At 73.0% G+C, this 15,569-nt stretch carries 15 protein-coding genes; 8 read left to right on the top strand and 7 right to left on the bottom strand.

All coding sequences use genetic code 11. From position 1 onward, the window contains the following. Nucleotides 1-237: 237 nt before the first annotated feature. The 6 genes from ACF1GV_RS13630 to ACF1GV_RS13605 all read left to right on the top strand — a co-directional run bounded on the left by ACF1GV_RS13630 (nucleotide 238) and on the right by ACF1GV_RS13605 (nucleotide 5,491). The gene (locus ACF1GV_RS13630) at nucleotides 238-1,425 is read left to right on the top strand and encodes an NAD(P)/FAD-dependent oxidoreductase (protein ID WP_391680047.1); all 1,188 of its coding nucleotides are present in this window, start codon (nucleotides 238-240) and stop codon (nucleotides 1,423-1,425) included. A gap of 15 nt (nucleotides 1,426-1,440) precedes the next feature. Next, nucleotides 1,441-2,322 carry an RNA polymerase sigma-70 factor gene (locus tag ACF1GV_RS13625; protein ID WP_391680046.1) on the top strand — a complete coding sequence of 294 codons (882 nt, stop codon included), beginning with the start codon at nucleotides 1,441-1,443 and terminating at the stop codon, nucleotides 2,320-2,322. A 64-nt stretch (nucleotides 2,323-2,386) separates the two neighbouring features. Then, nucleotides 2,387-2,797: a GntR family transcriptional regulator gene (locus ACF1GV_RS13620; protein ID WP_391680044.1), complete on the top strand. Its 411-nt coding sequence runs from the start codon at nucleotides 2,387-2,389 to the stop codon at nucleotides 2,795-2,797. Then, nucleotides 2,794-3,684 (top strand): ATP-binding cassette domain-containing protein, encoded by an 891-nt coding sequence (locus ACF1GV_RS13615; RefSeq protein WP_391680043.1) that lies wholly within the window; start codon nucleotides 2,794-2,796, stop codon nucleotides 3,682-3,684. Before ACF1GV_RS13620 ends, ACF1GV_RS13615 begins: the two co-directional genes overlap by 4 nt. Beyond that, a complete protein-coding gene (locus ACF1GV_RS13610; protein ID WP_391680042.1) occupies nucleotides 3,681-4,637 on the top strand; it encodes a transporter in 957 nt (318 codons plus the stop codon). Before ACF1GV_RS13615 ends, ACF1GV_RS13610 begins: the two co-directional genes overlap by 4 nt. Before the next feature lie 50 nt (nucleotides 4,638-4,687). Then, complete coding sequence (locus ACF1GV_RS13605; protein ID WP_391680041.1) at nucleotides 4,688-5,491, top strand: class I SAM-dependent methyltransferase; 804 nt, start codon at nucleotides 4,688-4,690, stop codon at nucleotides 5,489-5,491. Between the two features lie 75 nt (nucleotides 5,492-5,566). Here ACF1GV_RS13605 and ACF1GV_RS13600 read toward each other — a convergent pair whose 3' ends face one another. The 7 genes from ACF1GV_RS13600 to ACF1GV_RS13570 all read right to left on the bottom strand — a co-directional run bounded on the left by ACF1GV_RS13600 (nucleotide 5,567) and on the right by ACF1GV_RS13570 (nucleotide 10,821). Continuing rightward, on the bottom strand, nucleotides 5,567-5,899 hold the full coding sequence (locus tag ACF1GV_RS13600) for a TcmI family type II polyketide cyclase (RefSeq protein WP_391680039.1): 333 nt from the start codon (nucleotides 5,897-5,899) through the stop codon (nucleotides 5,567-5,569). Nucleotides 5,900-5,913: 14 nt separating this feature from the next. Further along, nucleotides 5,914-6,399, bottom strand: coding sequence for an SRPBCC family protein (locus ACF1GV_RS13595; RefSeq protein ID WP_391680038.1), 486 nt, complete (start codon nucleotides 6,397-6,399; stop codon nucleotides 5,914-5,916). A gap of 1 nt (nucleotide 6,400) precedes the next feature. After that, nucleotides 6,401-6,682 (bottom strand): acyl carrier protein, encoded by a 282-nt coding sequence (locus tag ACF1GV_RS13590; protein ID WP_391680036.1) that lies wholly within the window; start codon nucleotides 6,680-6,682, stop codon nucleotides 6,401-6,403. A 34-nt stretch (nucleotides 6,683-6,716) separates the two neighbouring features. Continuing rightward, the gene (locus ACF1GV_RS13585; RefSeq protein WP_391680035.1) at nucleotides 6,717-7,949 is read right to left on the bottom strand and encodes a ketosynthase chain-length factor; all 1,233 of its coding nucleotides are present in this window, start codon (nucleotides 7,947-7,949) and stop codon (nucleotides 6,717-6,719) included. Then, nucleotides 7,946-9,214, bottom strand: coding sequence for a beta-ketoacyl-[acyl-carrier-protein] synthase family protein (locus ACF1GV_RS13580; RefSeq protein WP_391680034.1), 1,269 nt, complete (start codon nucleotides 9,212-9,214; stop codon nucleotides 7,946-7,948). The genes ACF1GV_RS13585 and ACF1GV_RS13580 overlap by 4 nt, the downstream gene beginning before the upstream one ends. Continuing rightward, the gene (locus ACF1GV_RS13575; protein ID WP_361634879.1) at nucleotides 9,211-9,618 is read right to left on the bottom strand and encodes a cupin domain-containing protein; all 408 of its coding nucleotides are present in this window, start codon (nucleotides 9,616-9,618) and stop codon (nucleotides 9,211-9,213) included. The genes ACF1GV_RS13580 and ACF1GV_RS13575 overlap by 4 nt, the downstream gene beginning before the upstream one ends. A 72-nt stretch (nucleotides 9,619-9,690) precedes the next feature. Beyond that, entirely contained in the window at nucleotides 9,691-10,821 is a 1,131-nt protein-coding gene (locus ACF1GV_RS13570) for a SchA/CurD-like domain-containing protein (RefSeq protein WP_391680032.1), read from the bottom strand. A 218-nt stretch (nucleotides 10,822-11,039) separates the two neighbouring features. Here ACF1GV_RS13570 and ACF1GV_RS13565 point away from each other — a divergent pair, with 218 nt between their 5' ends. Continuing rightward, the gene (locus ACF1GV_RS13565) at nucleotides 11,040-12,704 is read left to right on the top strand and encodes an FAD-dependent oxidoreductase (protein WP_391680031.1); all 1,665 of its coding nucleotides are present in this window, start codon (nucleotides 11,040-11,042) and stop codon (nucleotides 12,702-12,704) included. Between the two features lie 564 nt (nucleotides 12,705-13,268). Continuing rightward, on the top strand, nucleotides 13,269-15,548 hold the full coding sequence (locus ACF1GV_RS13560; RefSeq protein ID WP_391680427.1) for an N-acetylmuramoyl-L-alanine amidase: 2,280 nt from the start codon (nucleotides 13,269-13,271) through the stop codon (nucleotides 15,546-15,548). Nucleotides 15,549-15,569: the final 21 nt, after the last annotated feature.

The following is a 15,569-nucleotide window of genomic DNA, read 5'->3' as shown; positions in this document are numbered from 1 at the left end:
GGGGGCGCGGCGGGGGGGCGGGCCCCCCGGGGGGCCGCCAGGGGCGCCCCCCCCGCGGCTGTCCGGCCCCCCCCCGGGGGGGGGCCCCCCCCCCGGGGGGGGGGGGGGGGGGGCCCCGGGGGGGGGGGCCCCCCCCGCCACGTGTGAGGTGCGTCACTTTCGGTACCTGTCACGTCTGTTCCCCGTCCCTTGTCCCCTGGGCGTCACCGCTCCGGTGGCCCGGACCCGGGAGGGACCATGACGCACCAGGATCAGTACACAGAGCACCGCATCGTCGTCCTCGGCGCCGGTTACACCGGCATGCTGGCGGCCCTCCGGCTGGCCCGCCGCACCCGCCGCACCGGCGTCCGCATCACCCTCGTCAACCCGTCGGCCCGCTTCACCGAACGCCTGCGGCTGCACCAGCTGGCCGCCGGACAACAGCTGGCCGACCACCGCATCCCCGACCTGCTCGCCGGCACCGGCGTCGCCTTCGTGCAGGGCACCGTCACCGCCCTGGACGCCGGGGCCCGCACGGTGACCGTGGACGAGGGTGCGGCTGTGCTGCCGTACGACACGCTCGTGTACGCCCTCGGCAGCGCCCCCGACACCGGGCGGGTGCCCGGCGCGGACGCCCATGCGTACACGCTGAACGGCCGGGACGCGGCGCTCGCCCTCGCCGGCCGGCTGCGCGCGCTCGCCGCGGCCGGGGGCGGCACGGTGGCCGTGTGCGGCGCCGGGCTGACCGGCGTGGAGGCGGCGACGGAGATCGCGGAGGCCTACCCGGCGCTGACGGTGACCCTGATCAGCACGGGCGAGCCGGGCGCCCTCATGGGCGAGCGGGCACGCGCCCATCTGCGCCGCGCGCTGGAGCGGCTCGGGGTGAGCGTGCGCACGGGCGCCGCGGTCACCAAGGTGCTCCCCGAGGGCGTGGAGCCGGCGACCGGTGAGGTGGTGGCGGCCGACGTCTGTCTGTGGACGACCGGCGTGCGCGCGCCGCGCCTGGCCGCCGATGCCGGGATCGAGGTCGACGGCAGCGGCCGCGTCGTCACCGACGGCACCCTGCGGTCCGTCTCCCATCCCGACGTGTACGCCGTCGGTGACGCGGCCGCGGTGCGCATGCCGTGGGGGCCGCTGCACGGCACCTGCCAGAGCGGGATGCCCACCGCCCAGTACGCGGCCGACGCGATCGCCCGCCGGCTGCGCGGCAAGCAGGTCAAGCCGTTCCGCTTCGGCTATGTCCACCAGCCGGTGAGCCTCGGCCGGCGCGACGCCGTCATCCAGTTCACCCACCCCGACGACACTCCCCGCCGGGCGTATCTGAGGGGCCGGGCCGCCGTCCTGTACAAGGAGACGGTCAGCGCCAGCCCGCTGCCGGCGTACCGGCTGGTCAAGCGGGCCGATGTGAACGTGGCCCTGTTCAGGGGCGGCCGGGCGACGCGGTGAGGGGAAGCGGAAGCGATGACGGAACCGACGACCGGCCAGGACCGGCAGGACCCCTACCTCGAGCACCGCCGGCTGCTGTTCGCCACCGCCTACCGGATGCTCGGCAGCGTCGCGGACGCTGAGGACGTGCTCCAGGACGCCTGGCTGACCTGGCACCGGACGGACCGCTCCGACGTGCGCGACCCGCGGGCGTACCTGGTCCGCACGGTCACCAACCTCGCCCTGAACCGGCTCACCTCGGCCCGGGCGCGACGCGAGAAGTACGTCGGACCGTGGCTGCCGGAGCCGCTGCTGACCTCCCCCGACGCCGCTGAGGAGACGGAGATGGCGGACAGCGTGTCGACGGCCATGCTGGTGGTCCTGGAGACCCTGACCCCGATCGAGCGGGCGGTGTTCGTGCTGCGCGAGGTCTTCGGCTACAGCCACGCCGAGATCGCCGAGACCCTCGACCGTCCGGAGCCGGCGGTCCGGCAGATCGCGCACCGCGCCCGCGAGCACGTGCGCGCCCGCCGCCCCCGCTACGACACCGACGCCGGCCGCCGCGCGGAGGTCACCAGCCGCTTCATCGAGGCGTGCGCGGGCGGAGACCTGAGCGCGGTGCTGGAACTCCTCGCACCGGACGTGACCTGCTGGTCCGACGGTGGCGGCAAGATCACCGCGGCCCGGCGTCCGCTGTACGGCCCCGACCACGTGGCCCGCTGGATCCTGGGCGTCCTGGCCAAGCCGCAGTCCCGGGACGTGGTCATGGAGCGTGCCGAGATCAACGGCGAGCTGGGCCTGCTCATGGTGCTGGGCGGCACACCGGTGGGCGCGCTGACGTACGACGTGGTGGACGGCCGTATCCGGAACCTGCGGTTGCAGGTGAACCCGGACAAGCTCGCCGGGGTGCGGGGATGAGGAACGGTTCGTTTGACATCCGCGCTGCTCTCTTCCATGGTTGTGCTAATTCATTAATGGAACCATGGAAGGTGACGTGGTCGAGTACCGGATCGACCGGAGCAGCGGCGTTCCCGCCTACGTGCAGATCGTCCAGCAGACCGAACGGGCCCTGCGCATGGGCACGTTGAAGGTCGGGGACCGGCTGCCGACGGCCAAGGAGGTCGTCGCGTCCTGTGCCATCAACCCGAACACCGTGCTGCGGGCGTACCGGGACATGGAGCAGGCGGGACTCGTCGAACTGCGCCGCGGGCTGGGCACGTTCGTGACCCGGTCGCTGGCGCAGCCCGCCGCCGAGGACGACACGTTGCGCGCGGAGCTGGCCGGCTGGACGGCCCGCGCCCGGGCGGCCGGGCTCCAGCGGGCGGACATCCTCGCCCTGGTCACGGCCGCCCTGGACCATCACGAGCGAGAGCACCACCAGGAGGACGCATGACCGGGCCTGACGCCCCGGCCGCGCTGCACGCCACGGGACTCGGATTCCGGTACCGGGCGCGGGGCGGCTGGGCCCTGCGGGACTGCGAGTTGACCGTGCCCCGGGGCCGGATCACCGCGCTCGTCGGACGCAACGGCGCCGGCAAGAGCACCCTGCTGCACCTGGCCGGGGGCCTGCTGCGCCCGCGCAGCGGGGAGATACGGGTCCTCGGGGCCGTCCCCGGAACGCCCGAGGCGCGCACCGAGGTCGCGCTGCTCACCCAGGACAAACCGCTGTACCCGCGCTTCACGGTCGCCGACACGCTGCTGATGGGCGCCAAGCTCAACACCAGGTGGGACCGCGAGGCCGCCGAGGCCGTCGTGACCGCCGGAGGCATCGCGCTGACCGCGCGGGTCGGTGAGCTGTCGCCGGGCCGCCGCACCCGCGTCGCGCTCGCCCTCGCACTCGGCAAGCGGCCCGAACTGCTGCTGCTGGACGAGCCGCTGGCCGACCTCGACCCCGTGGTGCGCGGCGAGATCATGGCACTGCTGATGACGGAGGCCGCCGAGCGCGGCACGAGCATCCTGCTGTCCTCCCATGTGCTGCCCGAGCTGGAGCAGACCTGCGACTGGGTCGTCGTGCTGCGCGAGGGCCGGGTCGAGCTGAGCGAGGACGCGGACGCGCTGCGGGAGGCGCACGCGTTGGTCACCGGGCACGCCGACCGGCTGGGCGCGCTGGCCGGGCACACCCTCGTGCACCGGCGCACCGCCGGGCGTCAGGTGACCGCCCTGGTGCGGCAGAGCGGTCCGCTGACGGGCGACTGGCATGTGGAGCGGGTGGGTCTGGAGGACGTCCTGCTCGGGTATCTGCAGGCCGGCGACGCGGCCGGGACGGAGGCGGCGGCGTGATCAGGGGCTCCTTCTGGCTGGCCTGGCGCCAGCAGCGCACGGCGGTCGCGGTGGGCGTCACCGTCCTTCTCGCGGCGGCGGCCCTCGCCGCGTACTCCCGCTCCGGGATGCTCGACGACCTGCGCAGCGGGCTGTTCGACCGGTGCGAACCCGGGCCGCTGTACTGCACCGGCCCGGACGGCCGCATCCTCTTCCTCGACATCGACCCGCTGCGGTACCTGGGCGCGCTGAACATCGCGCTGCCCGTGCTGATCGGCGTGTTCTGGGGCGCGCCCCTGCTCGGGCGGGACCGCGAGCTGGGCACCCACCGCACCGTGCTGGCGCAGGGAGTGAGCCGCGGGCAGTGGTTCTCCTCCCGTCTCGCGCTGGCCGCGGTGGGCACGGTCGCCCTGTCCGCAGTGCCGGCCTGGCTGTTCGCCTGGTGGTGGCAGCCGGCCGAGGACAGAAGCTACGGGCTGTTCTGGTACGAGACGTCCGCGCTGAGCGGCTCCGGGCCGCGGGTCGTCGCCGGCGCGTTGTTCGGCCTCGCGGCCGGCACGCTGCTCGGGCTGCTGTGCCGTCGGGTGCTGCCGGCCATGGGATGGACGCTGCTGGTCACGGGCGTGGTGACGCTCGTCCTGGAGTGGACGCACAAGGCGCGCGTGCTGGTCGCCCCGCACACCTACACCAGCGCCGGTATCGCGCCGAAACCGGCGATGGGCGACAAGTGGGCCACCGGGCACTACGGCCTGATCACCGCCGACGGACACCGGGTGGACGTGCTCACCTGCCCCTTCCCCTCCGGGGACGAGCTGAGGCAGTGCATGACGCAGCACAGGTTCGTCGCCCGCTTCTACGAGGCCAACCCCGCCGGTGACTACTGGGTGTTCCAGTGGACCGACACCGCGCTCCTCGGCGGCCTCGCGCTCGTGCTCACCCTCGCCGCGGTGCTGCTGCTGCGCCGCCGCGTCTGAACTTCCCCCCCTTCTCCCTTGCTGCTGTTACGTACGGAGGTCGATCCGCCATGCCCGCAGACGCCAAGTCGCCGAGGAAACTGCGCAGCAACCGTGCCGCGCTGACCCACAAGGTGGGGTACGCGCTGCGCCACCCCGAGCGGGTCGCGCCGTATCTGAAACGGGCCGGGCGGGACGCCTGGCTGCGGCTCAAGCACCCCGACCACGTGGGCTACTACCGGGCGGTGATGGCCTCCGACGCGCGGCGCAGTCCCGAGGCGGCGGTCGGCTCACAGACGCACGAACGGTGGCTGGCGCTGGGGCAGATGCAGTTCGACTATCTCGTCGAGCACGGGCTGCGGCCAGGGCACCGGATGCTCGACATAGGCTGCGGCAACCTGCGCGGCGGCTGGCGGTTCATCCAGCACCTCGAACCCGGCGACTACTACGGCATCGACATCTCGCCCGACATCCTGGTCGCCGCGAAGCAGACCCTCGTCGAGCGCGGCCTGCAGGACAAGGTGCCGCACCTGACCATCACCGGCGACCTCACGCTGGACTTCCTGCCCGCCGAGCACTTCGACGTCGTCCACGCGCACAGCGTCTTCTCGCACTCGCCGCTCGACGTCATCGAGGAGTGCCTGTCCCACGTCGGACGGGTGCTGAGGCCGACGGGCTTCTTCGATTTCACCTTCGACCGCACGGAGGGCGCCGAACACCAGGTGCTGCGCGAGGACTTCTACTACCGCACGGAAACCCTCCTCACCCTGGCCCACCGCCACGGCCTGCACGCCCGCTTCATGGAGGACTGGGAGACCCGCCCCCACGGCCAGTCGAAGATCCGGGTGAGCCGGGCGGCGCACGTCATCGCCTGAAACCGGCGCTCGCAGCGTGGACATCCCCGGTGCGCGCCCGCGGACCCGGCCGGTTCCGGCCGGGTCCGGGCGGGGTCAGCGGACCGTGGCCGCGTCCCAGTGGTAGAAGCGGTGGGCCATCGCGTCCTTGGGGCTGCGCCAGGTCGCCGGGTCGTACGCGGAGACGAACGGCGTCAGACGGTCGCTGACGTCACGGAACTCCGGGTGGTCGACCAGGCGCGCGATCGCGGGGCCCGGGTCCTGCTCCGCCTCGATGAGGTGGAGGTAGATGTCGTTGAACTGGAAGAGGCTGCGCCGGCTGACGCCCACCAGGTGCGGCAGCTCGCCCCGGTCGGAGTCGGCGAAGATCTGCGCGATGTCGTTCTCCGAGCCGGGCTTCATGCGGGCGACGATCAGGGTGTGGTGCATCGCGGTGCGCCCCTTCAGTCCGTGGCCAGCGCCGGCTCGTGGCGCTCGTCGCCGGCCGCCTGCTCGATGCGGTCGCGGATCAGGGCCATCTGCGTCTTGGAGTTGCGGTTGATCATCGCGGTCATGCCCGCGTCGTCGACCGGCGCCTCCGGCTTCATCGCGAAGTCCTGGATCCAGCGCATCCGCACGCCCTCGGGCGTCTCGCGGTACTCCCAGCGGATGTTCATGTACTGGAAGGGCCCGGTCTCCACGCGGTGCGCGCGCACGGTACGGCTCGCACGGTCGGCCGTGCGCTCCGACACCCAGCTCCACACCTTGCCCTGCTCGTCGGGGTGCATCGTGAGCCGGAAGGTGACCGTGTCGCCCTTGCGGTCGAGGACGTCGACCGAGGCGTACTCGCTGAACAGGTCCGGCCAGTTGTCCAGGTCGTTGGTCATCTCCCAGACCAGGTCGAACGGGGCGGCGATGGTGATCTCGTTCTCGGTGTGGCCGTCGGTCATGTCAGGCTCCACTCGTCAGGGCGTCGTTGACCAGCGCGAGGAACTCGGCCGGCGTCTTGCACTTCTCGGCGTTCTCCGGCAGGCCGGCACTGTGCCGCTTCTCCAGCTCGGCGACGATGCCGAGCAGGCCCAGCGAGTCCAGCCCGAAGCTGTCGAAGCCGGACGCGGACTGCCGCTCCAGCTCCTGCGGCTCGACGCTGACGCCGGCCGTGCGCTTCATCAGGTCGGCCAGGTCGGCGTAGGTGACCTGGGCGGTCAGCCGGTGGTCCAGTTGGTCGGTCATGTGCTGTTCCCTCTCTTGTGGCTCGCGTGGATGGTCACGGCGCGCGCAGGACGAGCGCCGCGTTGTTGCCCATCAGGCCCCGGCTGACGACCAGGGCCGTGCGGACCTCGGCGGTCCGGGCCCGGCCGGTCACCAGGTCCAGCTCATGGCAGGGGTCGAAGACGTTCGGTGTGGGCGGGATCAGGCCGTGCTCCATCGCGAGCACCGCCGTCGCCACGTCCAGCACCGCCGCCGCGCAGTGCGCCCGGCCTCCGCCGGTCTTCGGCGCGGTCACCGGCACCCTGCGGGCGTGCGGCCCGAGCGCGTCGGTGAGGGCGAGCACCTCCGCCTCGTCCGCCTCCGGCACACCCAGCGCGTCGGCGAAGACGACGTCCACGTCCTGTGGACGGCACCCCGCCTGCTCCAGCGCCCCGGTGATCGCACGGGCCAGCCCCTCGCGGGAGCCGGCCCAGCGGGAGGCCCCGGTGAAGGTCGCCGCGTGCCCGGCCACCGTGGCCCGCGCCTGCGCGCCCCGCTCGCGCGCCGCCCGCTCGTCCTCCAGGACGAACATCGCGCCGCCCTCACCGGGCACGAAACCGCACGCACCCGAGGTGAAGGGGCGGTACGCGCGCTCGGGGTCCTCGCTGCGGCTCAGCTCGGGATAGCCGAGCTGGCACACCATGGAGTACGGCGCGAGCGGCGCCTCCGTGGCACCGGCCACCACCGCGTCCGTGCCCCGGCCGATCGCGCGGGCCGCGTGCGCCAGCGCGTCCAGGCCGCCCGGCTCGTCCGCGCACACCACCCCGCACGGGCCCTTGAACCCGCCGCGGATGGAGGTCTGGCCGGTGCTGGCGGCGTAGAACCAGGCGATCGACTGGTACGGCCCGACGTGCTTGGGACCGTCGCCCCACAGCTTCTGCAGCTCCCGCTGGCCGAACTCGCCGCCGCCGGAGCCCGCGGCCGTCACCACACCCACCGCGTACGGCGAGTCGAGGTCGGCGGGCGCCAGCCGGGCGTCGTCCAGGGCCAGTTGGGCCGCGGCCATGGCGTGGTGCGTGAACCGGTCCGTCTGGACCAGGTACGTCGCCTCGATCAGCGCCGCCGGGTCGAACTCCCGCACCTCACCGCCCACCTTCAGCGGCAGGTGCGTGCAGCCCTCCCGGGTGATCGGGCCGAGGAAGCTGCGGCCGTCGGCCACCGCCTTCCAGTACGTCTCCACGCCGACGCCCTGCGGCGCCACCACACCCAGCCCGGTGACGACGGCCCGCCGGGTATCCGGTCCGCTCATCGCAGCCTCCTTACCGGTCCTGTCAGTACGACCGCCGACTGGAACCCGCCGAACCCGCTGCCCACCGACAGCACTGTGGACAGCTGGCGCTCCCGTGCGGTGCGCGGCACGTAGTCCAGGTCGCACTCGGGGTCCGGCACCTCGTAGTTCGCGGTCGGCGGCACCACCTGGTGGGCCAGCGCCAGCACGCACGCCACCAGTTCGATGGAGCCGATCGCGCCGAGCGAGTGGCCCACCATCGACTTGATCGAGCTCATCGGGGTGTCGAAGGCGTGCGCGCCCAGGGCGCGTTTGACGGCGGCGGTCTCGTGGCGGTCGTTCTGCTGTGTGCCCGAGCCGTGCGCGTTGACGTAGTCCACGGCCGTGGCGTCCAGCCGGGCCTGGTCCAGGGCGTCGTCGATGGCCCGCGCCATCTCCAGGCCGTCCTTGGTCAGACCGGTCATGTGGTACGCGTTGCCGTACGTGGCGTAGCCGGCCAGCTCGCAGTAGATCTCCGCGCCGCGTGCCCGGGCGTGCTCCAAATCCTCCAGCACCAGGACCGCGCCGCCCTCGCCCATCACGAACCCGTTGCGGCGGGCGTCGAAGGGGCGGGAGGCGTGCTCGGGATCGTCGTTGCTGGGGGAGGTCGCCTTGATCGCGTCGAAGCACGCCATGGTGATGGGGGATATCGGCGAGTCCGACGCGCCCGCGATCACCACGTCCGCGCGGCCCTCGGCGACCGCCTGCGCGGCGTAGCCGACCGCGTCCAGGCCCGAGGTGCAGCCCGTGGAGACGGTCTGCACCACGCCGTGCGCCCCGAACTCCTCGGCCACGGTCGCGGCGAGGGTGCTCGGCGAGTACGCGCGGTGCAGATCCGGGCCCGCCTTGGTGTGGTCCACGTCCCAGCGGGCGCCGTGCTCGCTGACCAGCACGTAGTCGTGCTCCAGCCGGGTGGTGCCGCCGACCGCGGTGCCGAGGAAGGCGCCCATGCGCCACGGGTCCTCGCGGGCCGGGTCCAGGCCCGCGTCCCGGACCGCCTCGGCGGCCGCGACCAGGGCGAACTGTATGTACCGGTCACAGCGCTGGGTGGTCGCGAGGTCCAGTCCGTGCGCCGCGGGGTCGAAGTCGCACTCGGCGGCCATCTGCGAGCGCAGTCCCTCCGGGTCGAACAGGGAGATCCTGCGCGTGGCCGTACGGCCGCTCGCGAGCAGGTCCCAGAACGCGGGGACGCCGATGCCGCCGGGTGCGACGACGCCTATGCCGGTGACCGCGACCCGCCTGTTCATGACATCACCTCGGCGGGTTCGCCCTCCTCGGTGTCCACGTGCCCCATGTCGGGGCGCGGCGCCAGCGGGCCGAGGTGGAAGACGATCCGCGCCTCGGTGTCACCGACGTTGCGGAACCGATGCCGCACGTGCGGCGGGATCAGCAGCCCCTGCTCGGTGCGCAGATGCTGCGGCTCGCCGTCCAGGTCCACCTCGAACACGCCCTGCGTGACGAAGACGAACTCCTCGGAGTACGGGTGGTAGTGCTCGGCGATGCGCTCCCCGGGCTGCACGATGGCCACACCCATGAAGCCGCTGGTCGAGCCCGCGGTCGTCGGCGTCAGAAGCGCGCGGACGTCACCGCCACGCCGGCGGTTGGGGGCGATCGAACCGAGGTCGACGATGCGTGCCTGCTGTTGCGTCATGACGTTTCACTCCGGGAGGGGAAGAGGGTTCGGGGTGAGTCGGGAAGGACGGCGGAGCCGGGGACGCGCGGGTCAGGAGGCCGCCGTGCGGTCCGTGAGCGGTCGCATCCGGGCCCGGGTCAGGAGGCGGGGCAGCGCCCGCTCGTCCGTCAGCGGGATGTCGAGGCCGAGGGCGTCGCCGTCCAGCAGCGGCGCGGCCGCGGCGCGCGCCTCGGGGTCGGCCAGGGCGAGGACGCGTCCGGGGGTGTCCTGGGGATCGCCCGCCACGTCGACCAGCCGCACCACGAGGTCGTCGCGGTGGAACACGGTGCAGGACGTCACCGGGGTCTCCGGTTCGCCGGCGGCCGCCGCGTCCTGCCGGGCCAGCAGCCGGGCCAGCGCGGGGCCGGCGCCCGGGCGGGCGGGATAGAGCAGGGCCACCCGCTCCACGTCGGCGCCCGGGGTGACGGCGTCCACATGGTGTACGGCGGGCAGCGCGGCCCGGGTGAAGAAGGCCCGCGCCGACTTGGGGTCGTTCAGGTCGCGGTCCTGTTCCAGATACGGGTTGATCGCCTCCTCCACGGCCCGCACCTCCGGCTGGCGCGACACGTGCCGCAGGGCGGCCTGCAGGTCGCCGCGCACCTCGACCGCGCGCACCACCCGGTTGCCGTGCATGAACAGCGAGGTGCGCAGCAGCCGGGTGGTGTCGTCCACCCGGGGCTGCGGCGAGGCGTAGTGGGACAGCAGCTCGGCGACGACGGCCTCACTGCCGGGGGTGACCGTGAAGGTCAGGGCGTGCCGGACGACGTTGGCGCCGGTGCGGGGGGCCGGCTGCAGACCGCCCGTGGGAAGGGCGTCGGCGCTGCCGAACGTCTCGCGCAGCACGGTGTAGCGCAGCGAGCGCGTGTCGCGGACACAGCCGCTCATCGGCTCGACCATGTCCAGGTGCTGGTCGCTGTTGACCCAGGCGAGGAAGGGCTCGGCGCTCTCCCACTCGCTGGTGATGAGCCACTGGGTGGGGTTCTCCAGGGACTGGCACAGCTGGTCGCTGATGTGTCCCGGTACGGAGGCCACCTGCGCGCACATGCGCTCGTAGGCGGTCAGGAACTCCTGTTGGGTTCCGTCGTGGATGTCCACCATGAGCACGACCCGCACCCGGGACCCGTCGAACGCGTCCGTGGCGACGCGGTCCGGGACCGTCGACACGGCGGGGGAGACCGTCATCCTGCACACCTCTTCTTCGGGTGGGGAGTTTTCGTTTTCCGCGGTGGTTGGTGGGTGGGGGTCGCCCGGGGCGGCCTCCGCGGCCACGTAGGGACGATCCTGAGCCGAGCTGCACGAGTGCGCGATTTGGGCGGGGTGAGCGGGTGAAGCGTGAGCCGCCGGCGGCGGCGCGGGGCATGGATGTGAACCCGTGGGATCGACGCGCTGGAGGCGAAGCGATGAAGCAGCAGGCCGGTCAGGAGGCCGTGCACCGGGTTCCTGTCCTGATCGTCGGAGGGTCCCTGGTGGGACTGTCGACATCCGTGTTCCTGGGCCGTCTGGGGGTACGGCACACCCTCCTGGAGCGGCATGCCGGTACGTCCATTCACCCGCGTGGACGCGGCAACAACGTCCGGACGATGGAACTGTTCCGGGGCGCGGGTGTCGAAGGGGACATCCATCGGGCCGCGGCCACGCTGGCCGACAACCACGGCATCCTGCAGACGCCGACGCTCGTCGGGGACGCCGGGGAGTGGCTGTTCAAGGAGATCGACCCGGGCGGCGGGCTGGCCCGCTTCAGCCCCACCGGCTGGTGCCTGTGCAGCCAGAACGACCTGGAGCCGGTGCTGCTGGACCACGCCGTGGCGCTGGGCGGTGATCTGCGGTTCTCCACCGAGCTGATGTCCTTCGAGGTGGACGGCGACGGGGTGACGGCGGTCGCCAAGAGCCGTGAGACCGGCGAGCACCTGCGGGTGCGGGCCGACTACCTCGTCGCCGCGGACGGGCCGCGCAGCCCCGTGCGCGAGCAGCTCGGCATCGGGCAGAGCGGGCCGGGCGACCTGTTCCACAACATCAGCGTGACGTTCCGTTCGCGCGGGCTGGCGGAGGTGGTCGGGGACCGGCGGTTCATCGTGTGCTACCTGACGTCCGCCGACGCCGACGGGGCGCTGCTGCCCGTGGACAACCGGGAGAACTGGGTGTTCCACGCGCCCTGGCACCCCGAACGCGGGGAAACCGTCGAGGAGTTCACCGACGAGCGGTGCATCGCGCACATCCGGCGCGCGGTGGGTGTCGACGACCTCGACGTCGAGATCACCGGACGGGCGCCCTGGCACGCCGCCCAGCGGGTCGCCACGGCCTACCGGTCCGGGCGGGTCTTCCTCGCCGGGGACTCCGCGCACGAGATGTCACCGACCGGGGCGTTCGGATCCAACACCGGCATCCAGGACGCGCACAACCTCGCGTGGAAACTCGCGGCCGTGCTCGGTGGATGGGCCGGGGACGGGCTGCTGGACAGCTATGACGCGGAACGGCGGCCGGTCGCGGAGGCGACCAGTGCGCGGGCGGCGGTGCGGTCGGTGGAGCACGCCCATCCCGGGTTCGCGCCGGGGGAGGGGGCCGGGGCCGGGGCCGGTGGGGGGCGGCGGCCGGGTGGGATCCTCGATGTGGCGCTGGGGTATCGGTACCCGGGTGGTGCGGTCGTCGGGGCCGATCCCGGTGGGCCCGTGGTGCCCGACCGGCTCGAGCTGTCCGGGGCGCCGGGCAGTCGTGCGCCGCATCTGTGGGTGCGGCGGGGGGACTCGCGGGTGTCGACGCTGGATCTGTACGAGACGTCGCTGGTGCTGCTGTGCGACGCCTCGGAGGGGCGGGCCTGGTACGACGCGGCGCTGCGGCTGGCCGACGAGCTGCGTGTGCCGTTGCGGCCGCATCGGGTGGGGGCGGGTGGGGATCTCGTGCCCGAGGACGCGTCCGTGTCCTGGTCGGACGTGCACGGTGTCGCGGCGGGGGGTGCGGTGCTGGTGCGGCCGGACGGGTTTGTGGCTTGGCGTACGGCGCATGCGGTGCAGGACGCGGAGCGGGAGCTGCGGGGGGTGTTGGGGAGGGTGTTGTCGCTGCGGACCTGATTGCCGCGGGTTGTTCGTCTGCGGGTTGGGGGGGGGGAGGGGGCTGGTCGCGGCGGCCTGTGCGGGTTGCGTTGTGGCTGGTCGCGCCCACGCGGCGGAGCCGCATGTCGAATACAGTCCCGCGCCCCTTTGTGCCTGCGGCGGCCCGTTCCCGTCCGGTGGCCGGTTGCGGTAGCGCCTGCGGTTCGTTGTAGGTCGGGGCCGGGGTGAGGGGTGCCCCTCCTCGGTCCGGCCGCCCGTCCCCGACGACGGCACCCTTGCCCGGTGCCGGCCGCTGCGGGCGGACACCCCCCACCCCGTCCCCTTCCCGCCGTCGGCGCGTGCGACGACGCCGTGGCACGCCCAGCGGAGCTGCCACCCCAGATGAAGTGATCTGTGTCACTGAAGTACCACCCCCTGTGATGCCGGCGGAGCCCCCCGCGCTGTAGTGAGCGGCGCACCGAGTGACCGGTGTGCTTTCTGTGGCTTCGCTTTCACTGCCGCCGGTCCGCGGCCTTCTTCGGGGTGGGATACGTCGTGAGTCGTCGTACGACGAGTGCTTCGCATGCGTACAGACCGCTGAGCCTGAAACGGCGGGCGTGGCTGACGCTCGGTGCCGTGGTGCTGGGAGGCGGGGGCGTCGTGACGTACGCCGTGGCCAGCCCCTCGCACGACTCCGGACCCGGTGTGCGGGCGAAGCGGCCGGTGCGGGTCTACGACCTGGCGCTGGGCGGTGCCGCGAGCGACAAGCGGGAGCTGCCGCGCACCGGTACCCGGGAGTTCTCGCTGGTCGGCGTCTCCTGGAGCGGCCCCACCGTGCGGCTGCACGGCACCGCGCAGGTGCGCACCCACAGCAGCGTCACCGGCGAGTGGAGCGACTGGCAGGACCTCGACGTGGACGCCGACCCGCTGGAGCACCCCGAGCAGGGTGAGCGCGGCGCGTCCGAGCCGCGGTGGGTCGGTCCCTCCGACGGGGTCGAGGCCCGTGTACTGCGCAGGAACGGCACTGCCCGCGCGCTGCCCAAGGGGCTTGAGGTCAATCTCGTCGACCCGGGTGTCGTCACCGACGCCGAGACCCGGGTGGGTGGTGCCGAGCCCGCCGCGTTCGTGGCCGAGGGGACGCCGGGTGCCTCGCCGAGCGACTCCGCCTCCGCGTCCGCGCCGGTGACGGATTCGCCGTCGCCCACGGATTCCGCCTCGCCCACGGATTCAGCCTCCCCCACCGATTCCGCCGCGCCCACGGACTCCCCGTCACCGACGGACTCCGTGTCCTCCTCGCCCACGGTCACGGTGTCCCCCTCGCCCACCGTCACCACCCCGCCCCCGCCCACCGCGCCGCCGTCCACCGTGCCGCGGCCGCCGATCAGTTCGCGGGCCGTGTGGGGCGCCGACGAGTCGCTGAGCCCCGACCCGTCGGAGTACAACGCCGACGTCAAGGCCGTCTTCGTCCACCACACCGACGGCGACAACACCTACGCGTGCACCGACTCCGCGTCGATCGTCCGCGGCATCTACGCGTACCACACGCAGGTCAAGGGCTGGAATGACATCGGCTACAACTTCCTCGTCGACAAGTGCGGCACCGTCTTCGAGGGCCGCAAGGGCGGCGTCGACCTGCCGGTGCTCGGGGCGCACACCTACGGCTGGAACCGGGAGTCCACGGGCATAGCCGTGCTCGGCACGTACAGCACCACCGGCGTGGGCAACGCCGTGCTGGAGGCCGTCGCCCGGGTCGCGGCCTGGAAGCTCGGGCAGTACGGCGCCGACCCGGCCGGCACGGTGCAGCTGACCGCGGGCGCCACGCAGACCAACTACGCGGGCACCACGTACACGGCCGGGACCAAGTACACCTTCCAGCGCGTCTCCGGTCACCGCGACGGCTTCAACACCCAGTGCCCGGGCAGTTCGCTGTACGCGCAGCTGCCGACCGTCCGGGCATGGGCGGCCGGCCCCGTGCAGGGGCTGAAGGTCACCTCGGTGGCCGGCGGGGCGAGCCTGTCCGGCTCGACGTACTACACCAAGGGCGCAGTCACCGTGAACTGGTCGGCCACCACGCCCCGTTCGCTCGTCAAGAGCTTCGAGCTGCTCGTCGACGGCAAGGTGGCGACGACGGTGGCCGGCAGCGCCTCCTCCGCGAGCGCCACGCTGGCTCTCGGCAGCCACACCGTCGCCGTGCGGGCCGTTCACCAGTCCGGCAGGACCGCCACGACCGCGTCGGTGACCGTCGTCGCCGAGACGACCGCGCCCGCCTTCACCGCCAACCCGGCGCTGTCCCTGCGGACCGGCACCGTCAACACCACGGCCGTCCCGGTCACGCTCGGCTGGAAGGCCGGCGACAACGCCGCCCTGCGTTCGGTGACGCTGCTCTCGCCCGGTACGGCCGTCTACGGTCCGACCACCTACAGCGCCGCCCGCACCGCCGCGTCCGGCACCGCCGCCACCTGGTCGATGCGGGCCGCGGACTGGGCGGGCAACACCCGTACCGCGTCAGCCGCCTTCACCCCGGTGATCCTCCAGGAGAGCTCGGCCGTGAAGTCCGGCAGCTGGGCCGCCCGGTCCAGCAGCAGCTACCTCGGTGGCGCGTCGTACTCCAGCGGCTCCACCGGAGCGAGCCTGACCTGGACCTTCACCGGGCGGTCCGCCGCCTGGGTGGTCTCCCGGGCCTCGACCTCGGGGCAGGCGTACGTGTACGTGGACGGTGTCAGGGCCGCGACCGTGGATCTGAAGTCCGCCACGACGCTGTACCGGCAGGCGATCTGGACGAAGACCTGGTCCGCGAGCGCCCAGCACACCGTCAAGATCGTGGTCGTGGGCACGAGCGGCCGGCCGACCATCACGACGGACGGGCTCGTCTACGTGAAGTGACGCCGAGGTGAGGAACGTGAC

Origin of the sequence: Streptomyces sp. NPDC014006 (assembly GCF_043088925.1) — a bacterium.
Classification (GTDB): Bacteria; Actinomycetota; Actinomycetes; order Streptomycetales; family Streptomycetaceae; genus Streptomyces.
This window is presented reverse-complemented; position numbering and strand designations above follow the sequence as displayed.

Excerpts from the sequence above, each read along its gene's own strand:
- ACF1GV_RS13630 (WP_391680047.1), top strand. The coding sequence starts at position 238 with ATGACGCACCAGGATCAGTACACAGAGCACCGCATCGTCGTCCTCGGC.
- ACF1GV_RS13625 (WP_391680046.1), top strand. The coding sequence starts at position 1,441 with ATGACGGAACCGACGACCGGCCAGGACCGGCAGGACCCCTACCTCGAG.
- ACF1GV_RS13620 (WP_391680044.1), top strand. The coding sequence starts at position 2,387 with ATGGAAGGTGACGTGGTCGAGTACCGGATCGACCGGAGCAGCGGCGTT.
- ACF1GV_RS13615 (WP_391680043.1), top strand. The coding sequence starts at position 2,794 with ATGACCGGGCCTGACGCCCCGGCCGCGCTGCACGCCACGGGACTCGGA.
- ACF1GV_RS13605 (WP_391680041.1), top strand. The coding sequence starts at position 4,688 with ATGCCCGCAGACGCCAAGTCGCCGAGGAAACTGCGCAGCAACCGTGCC.
- ACF1GV_RS13600 (WP_391680039.1), bottom strand. The coding sequence starts at position 5,899 with ATGCACCACACCCTGATCGTCGCCCGCATGAAGCCCGGCTCGGAGAAC.
- ACF1GV_RS13595 (WP_391680038.1), bottom strand. The coding sequence starts at position 6,399 with ATGACCGACGGCCACACCGAGAACGAGATCACCATCGCCGCCCCGTTC.
- ACF1GV_RS13590 (WP_391680036.1), bottom strand. The coding sequence starts at position 6,682 with ATGACCGACCAACTGGACCACCGGCTGACCGCCCAGGTCACCTACGCC.
- ACF1GV_RS13585 (WP_391680035.1), bottom strand. The coding sequence starts at position 7,949 with ATGAGCGGACCGGATACCCGGCGGGCCGTCGTCACCGGGCTGGGTGTG.
- ACF1GV_RS13580 (WP_391680034.1), bottom strand. The coding sequence starts at position 9,214 with ATGAACAGGCGGGTCGCGGTCACCGGCATAGGCGTCGTCGCACCCGGC.
- ACF1GV_RS13575 (WP_361634879.1), bottom strand. The coding sequence starts at position 9,618 with ATGACGCAACAGCAGGCACGCATCGTCGACCTCGGTTCGATCGCCCCC.
- ACF1GV_RS13570 (WP_391680032.1), bottom strand. The coding sequence starts at position 10,821 with ATGACGGTCTCCCCCGCCGTGTCGACGGTCCCGGACCGCGTCGCCACG.
- ACF1GV_RS13565 (WP_391680031.1), top strand. The coding sequence starts at position 11,040 with ATGAAGCAGCAGGCCGGTCAGGAGGCCGTGCACCGGGTTCCTGTCCTG.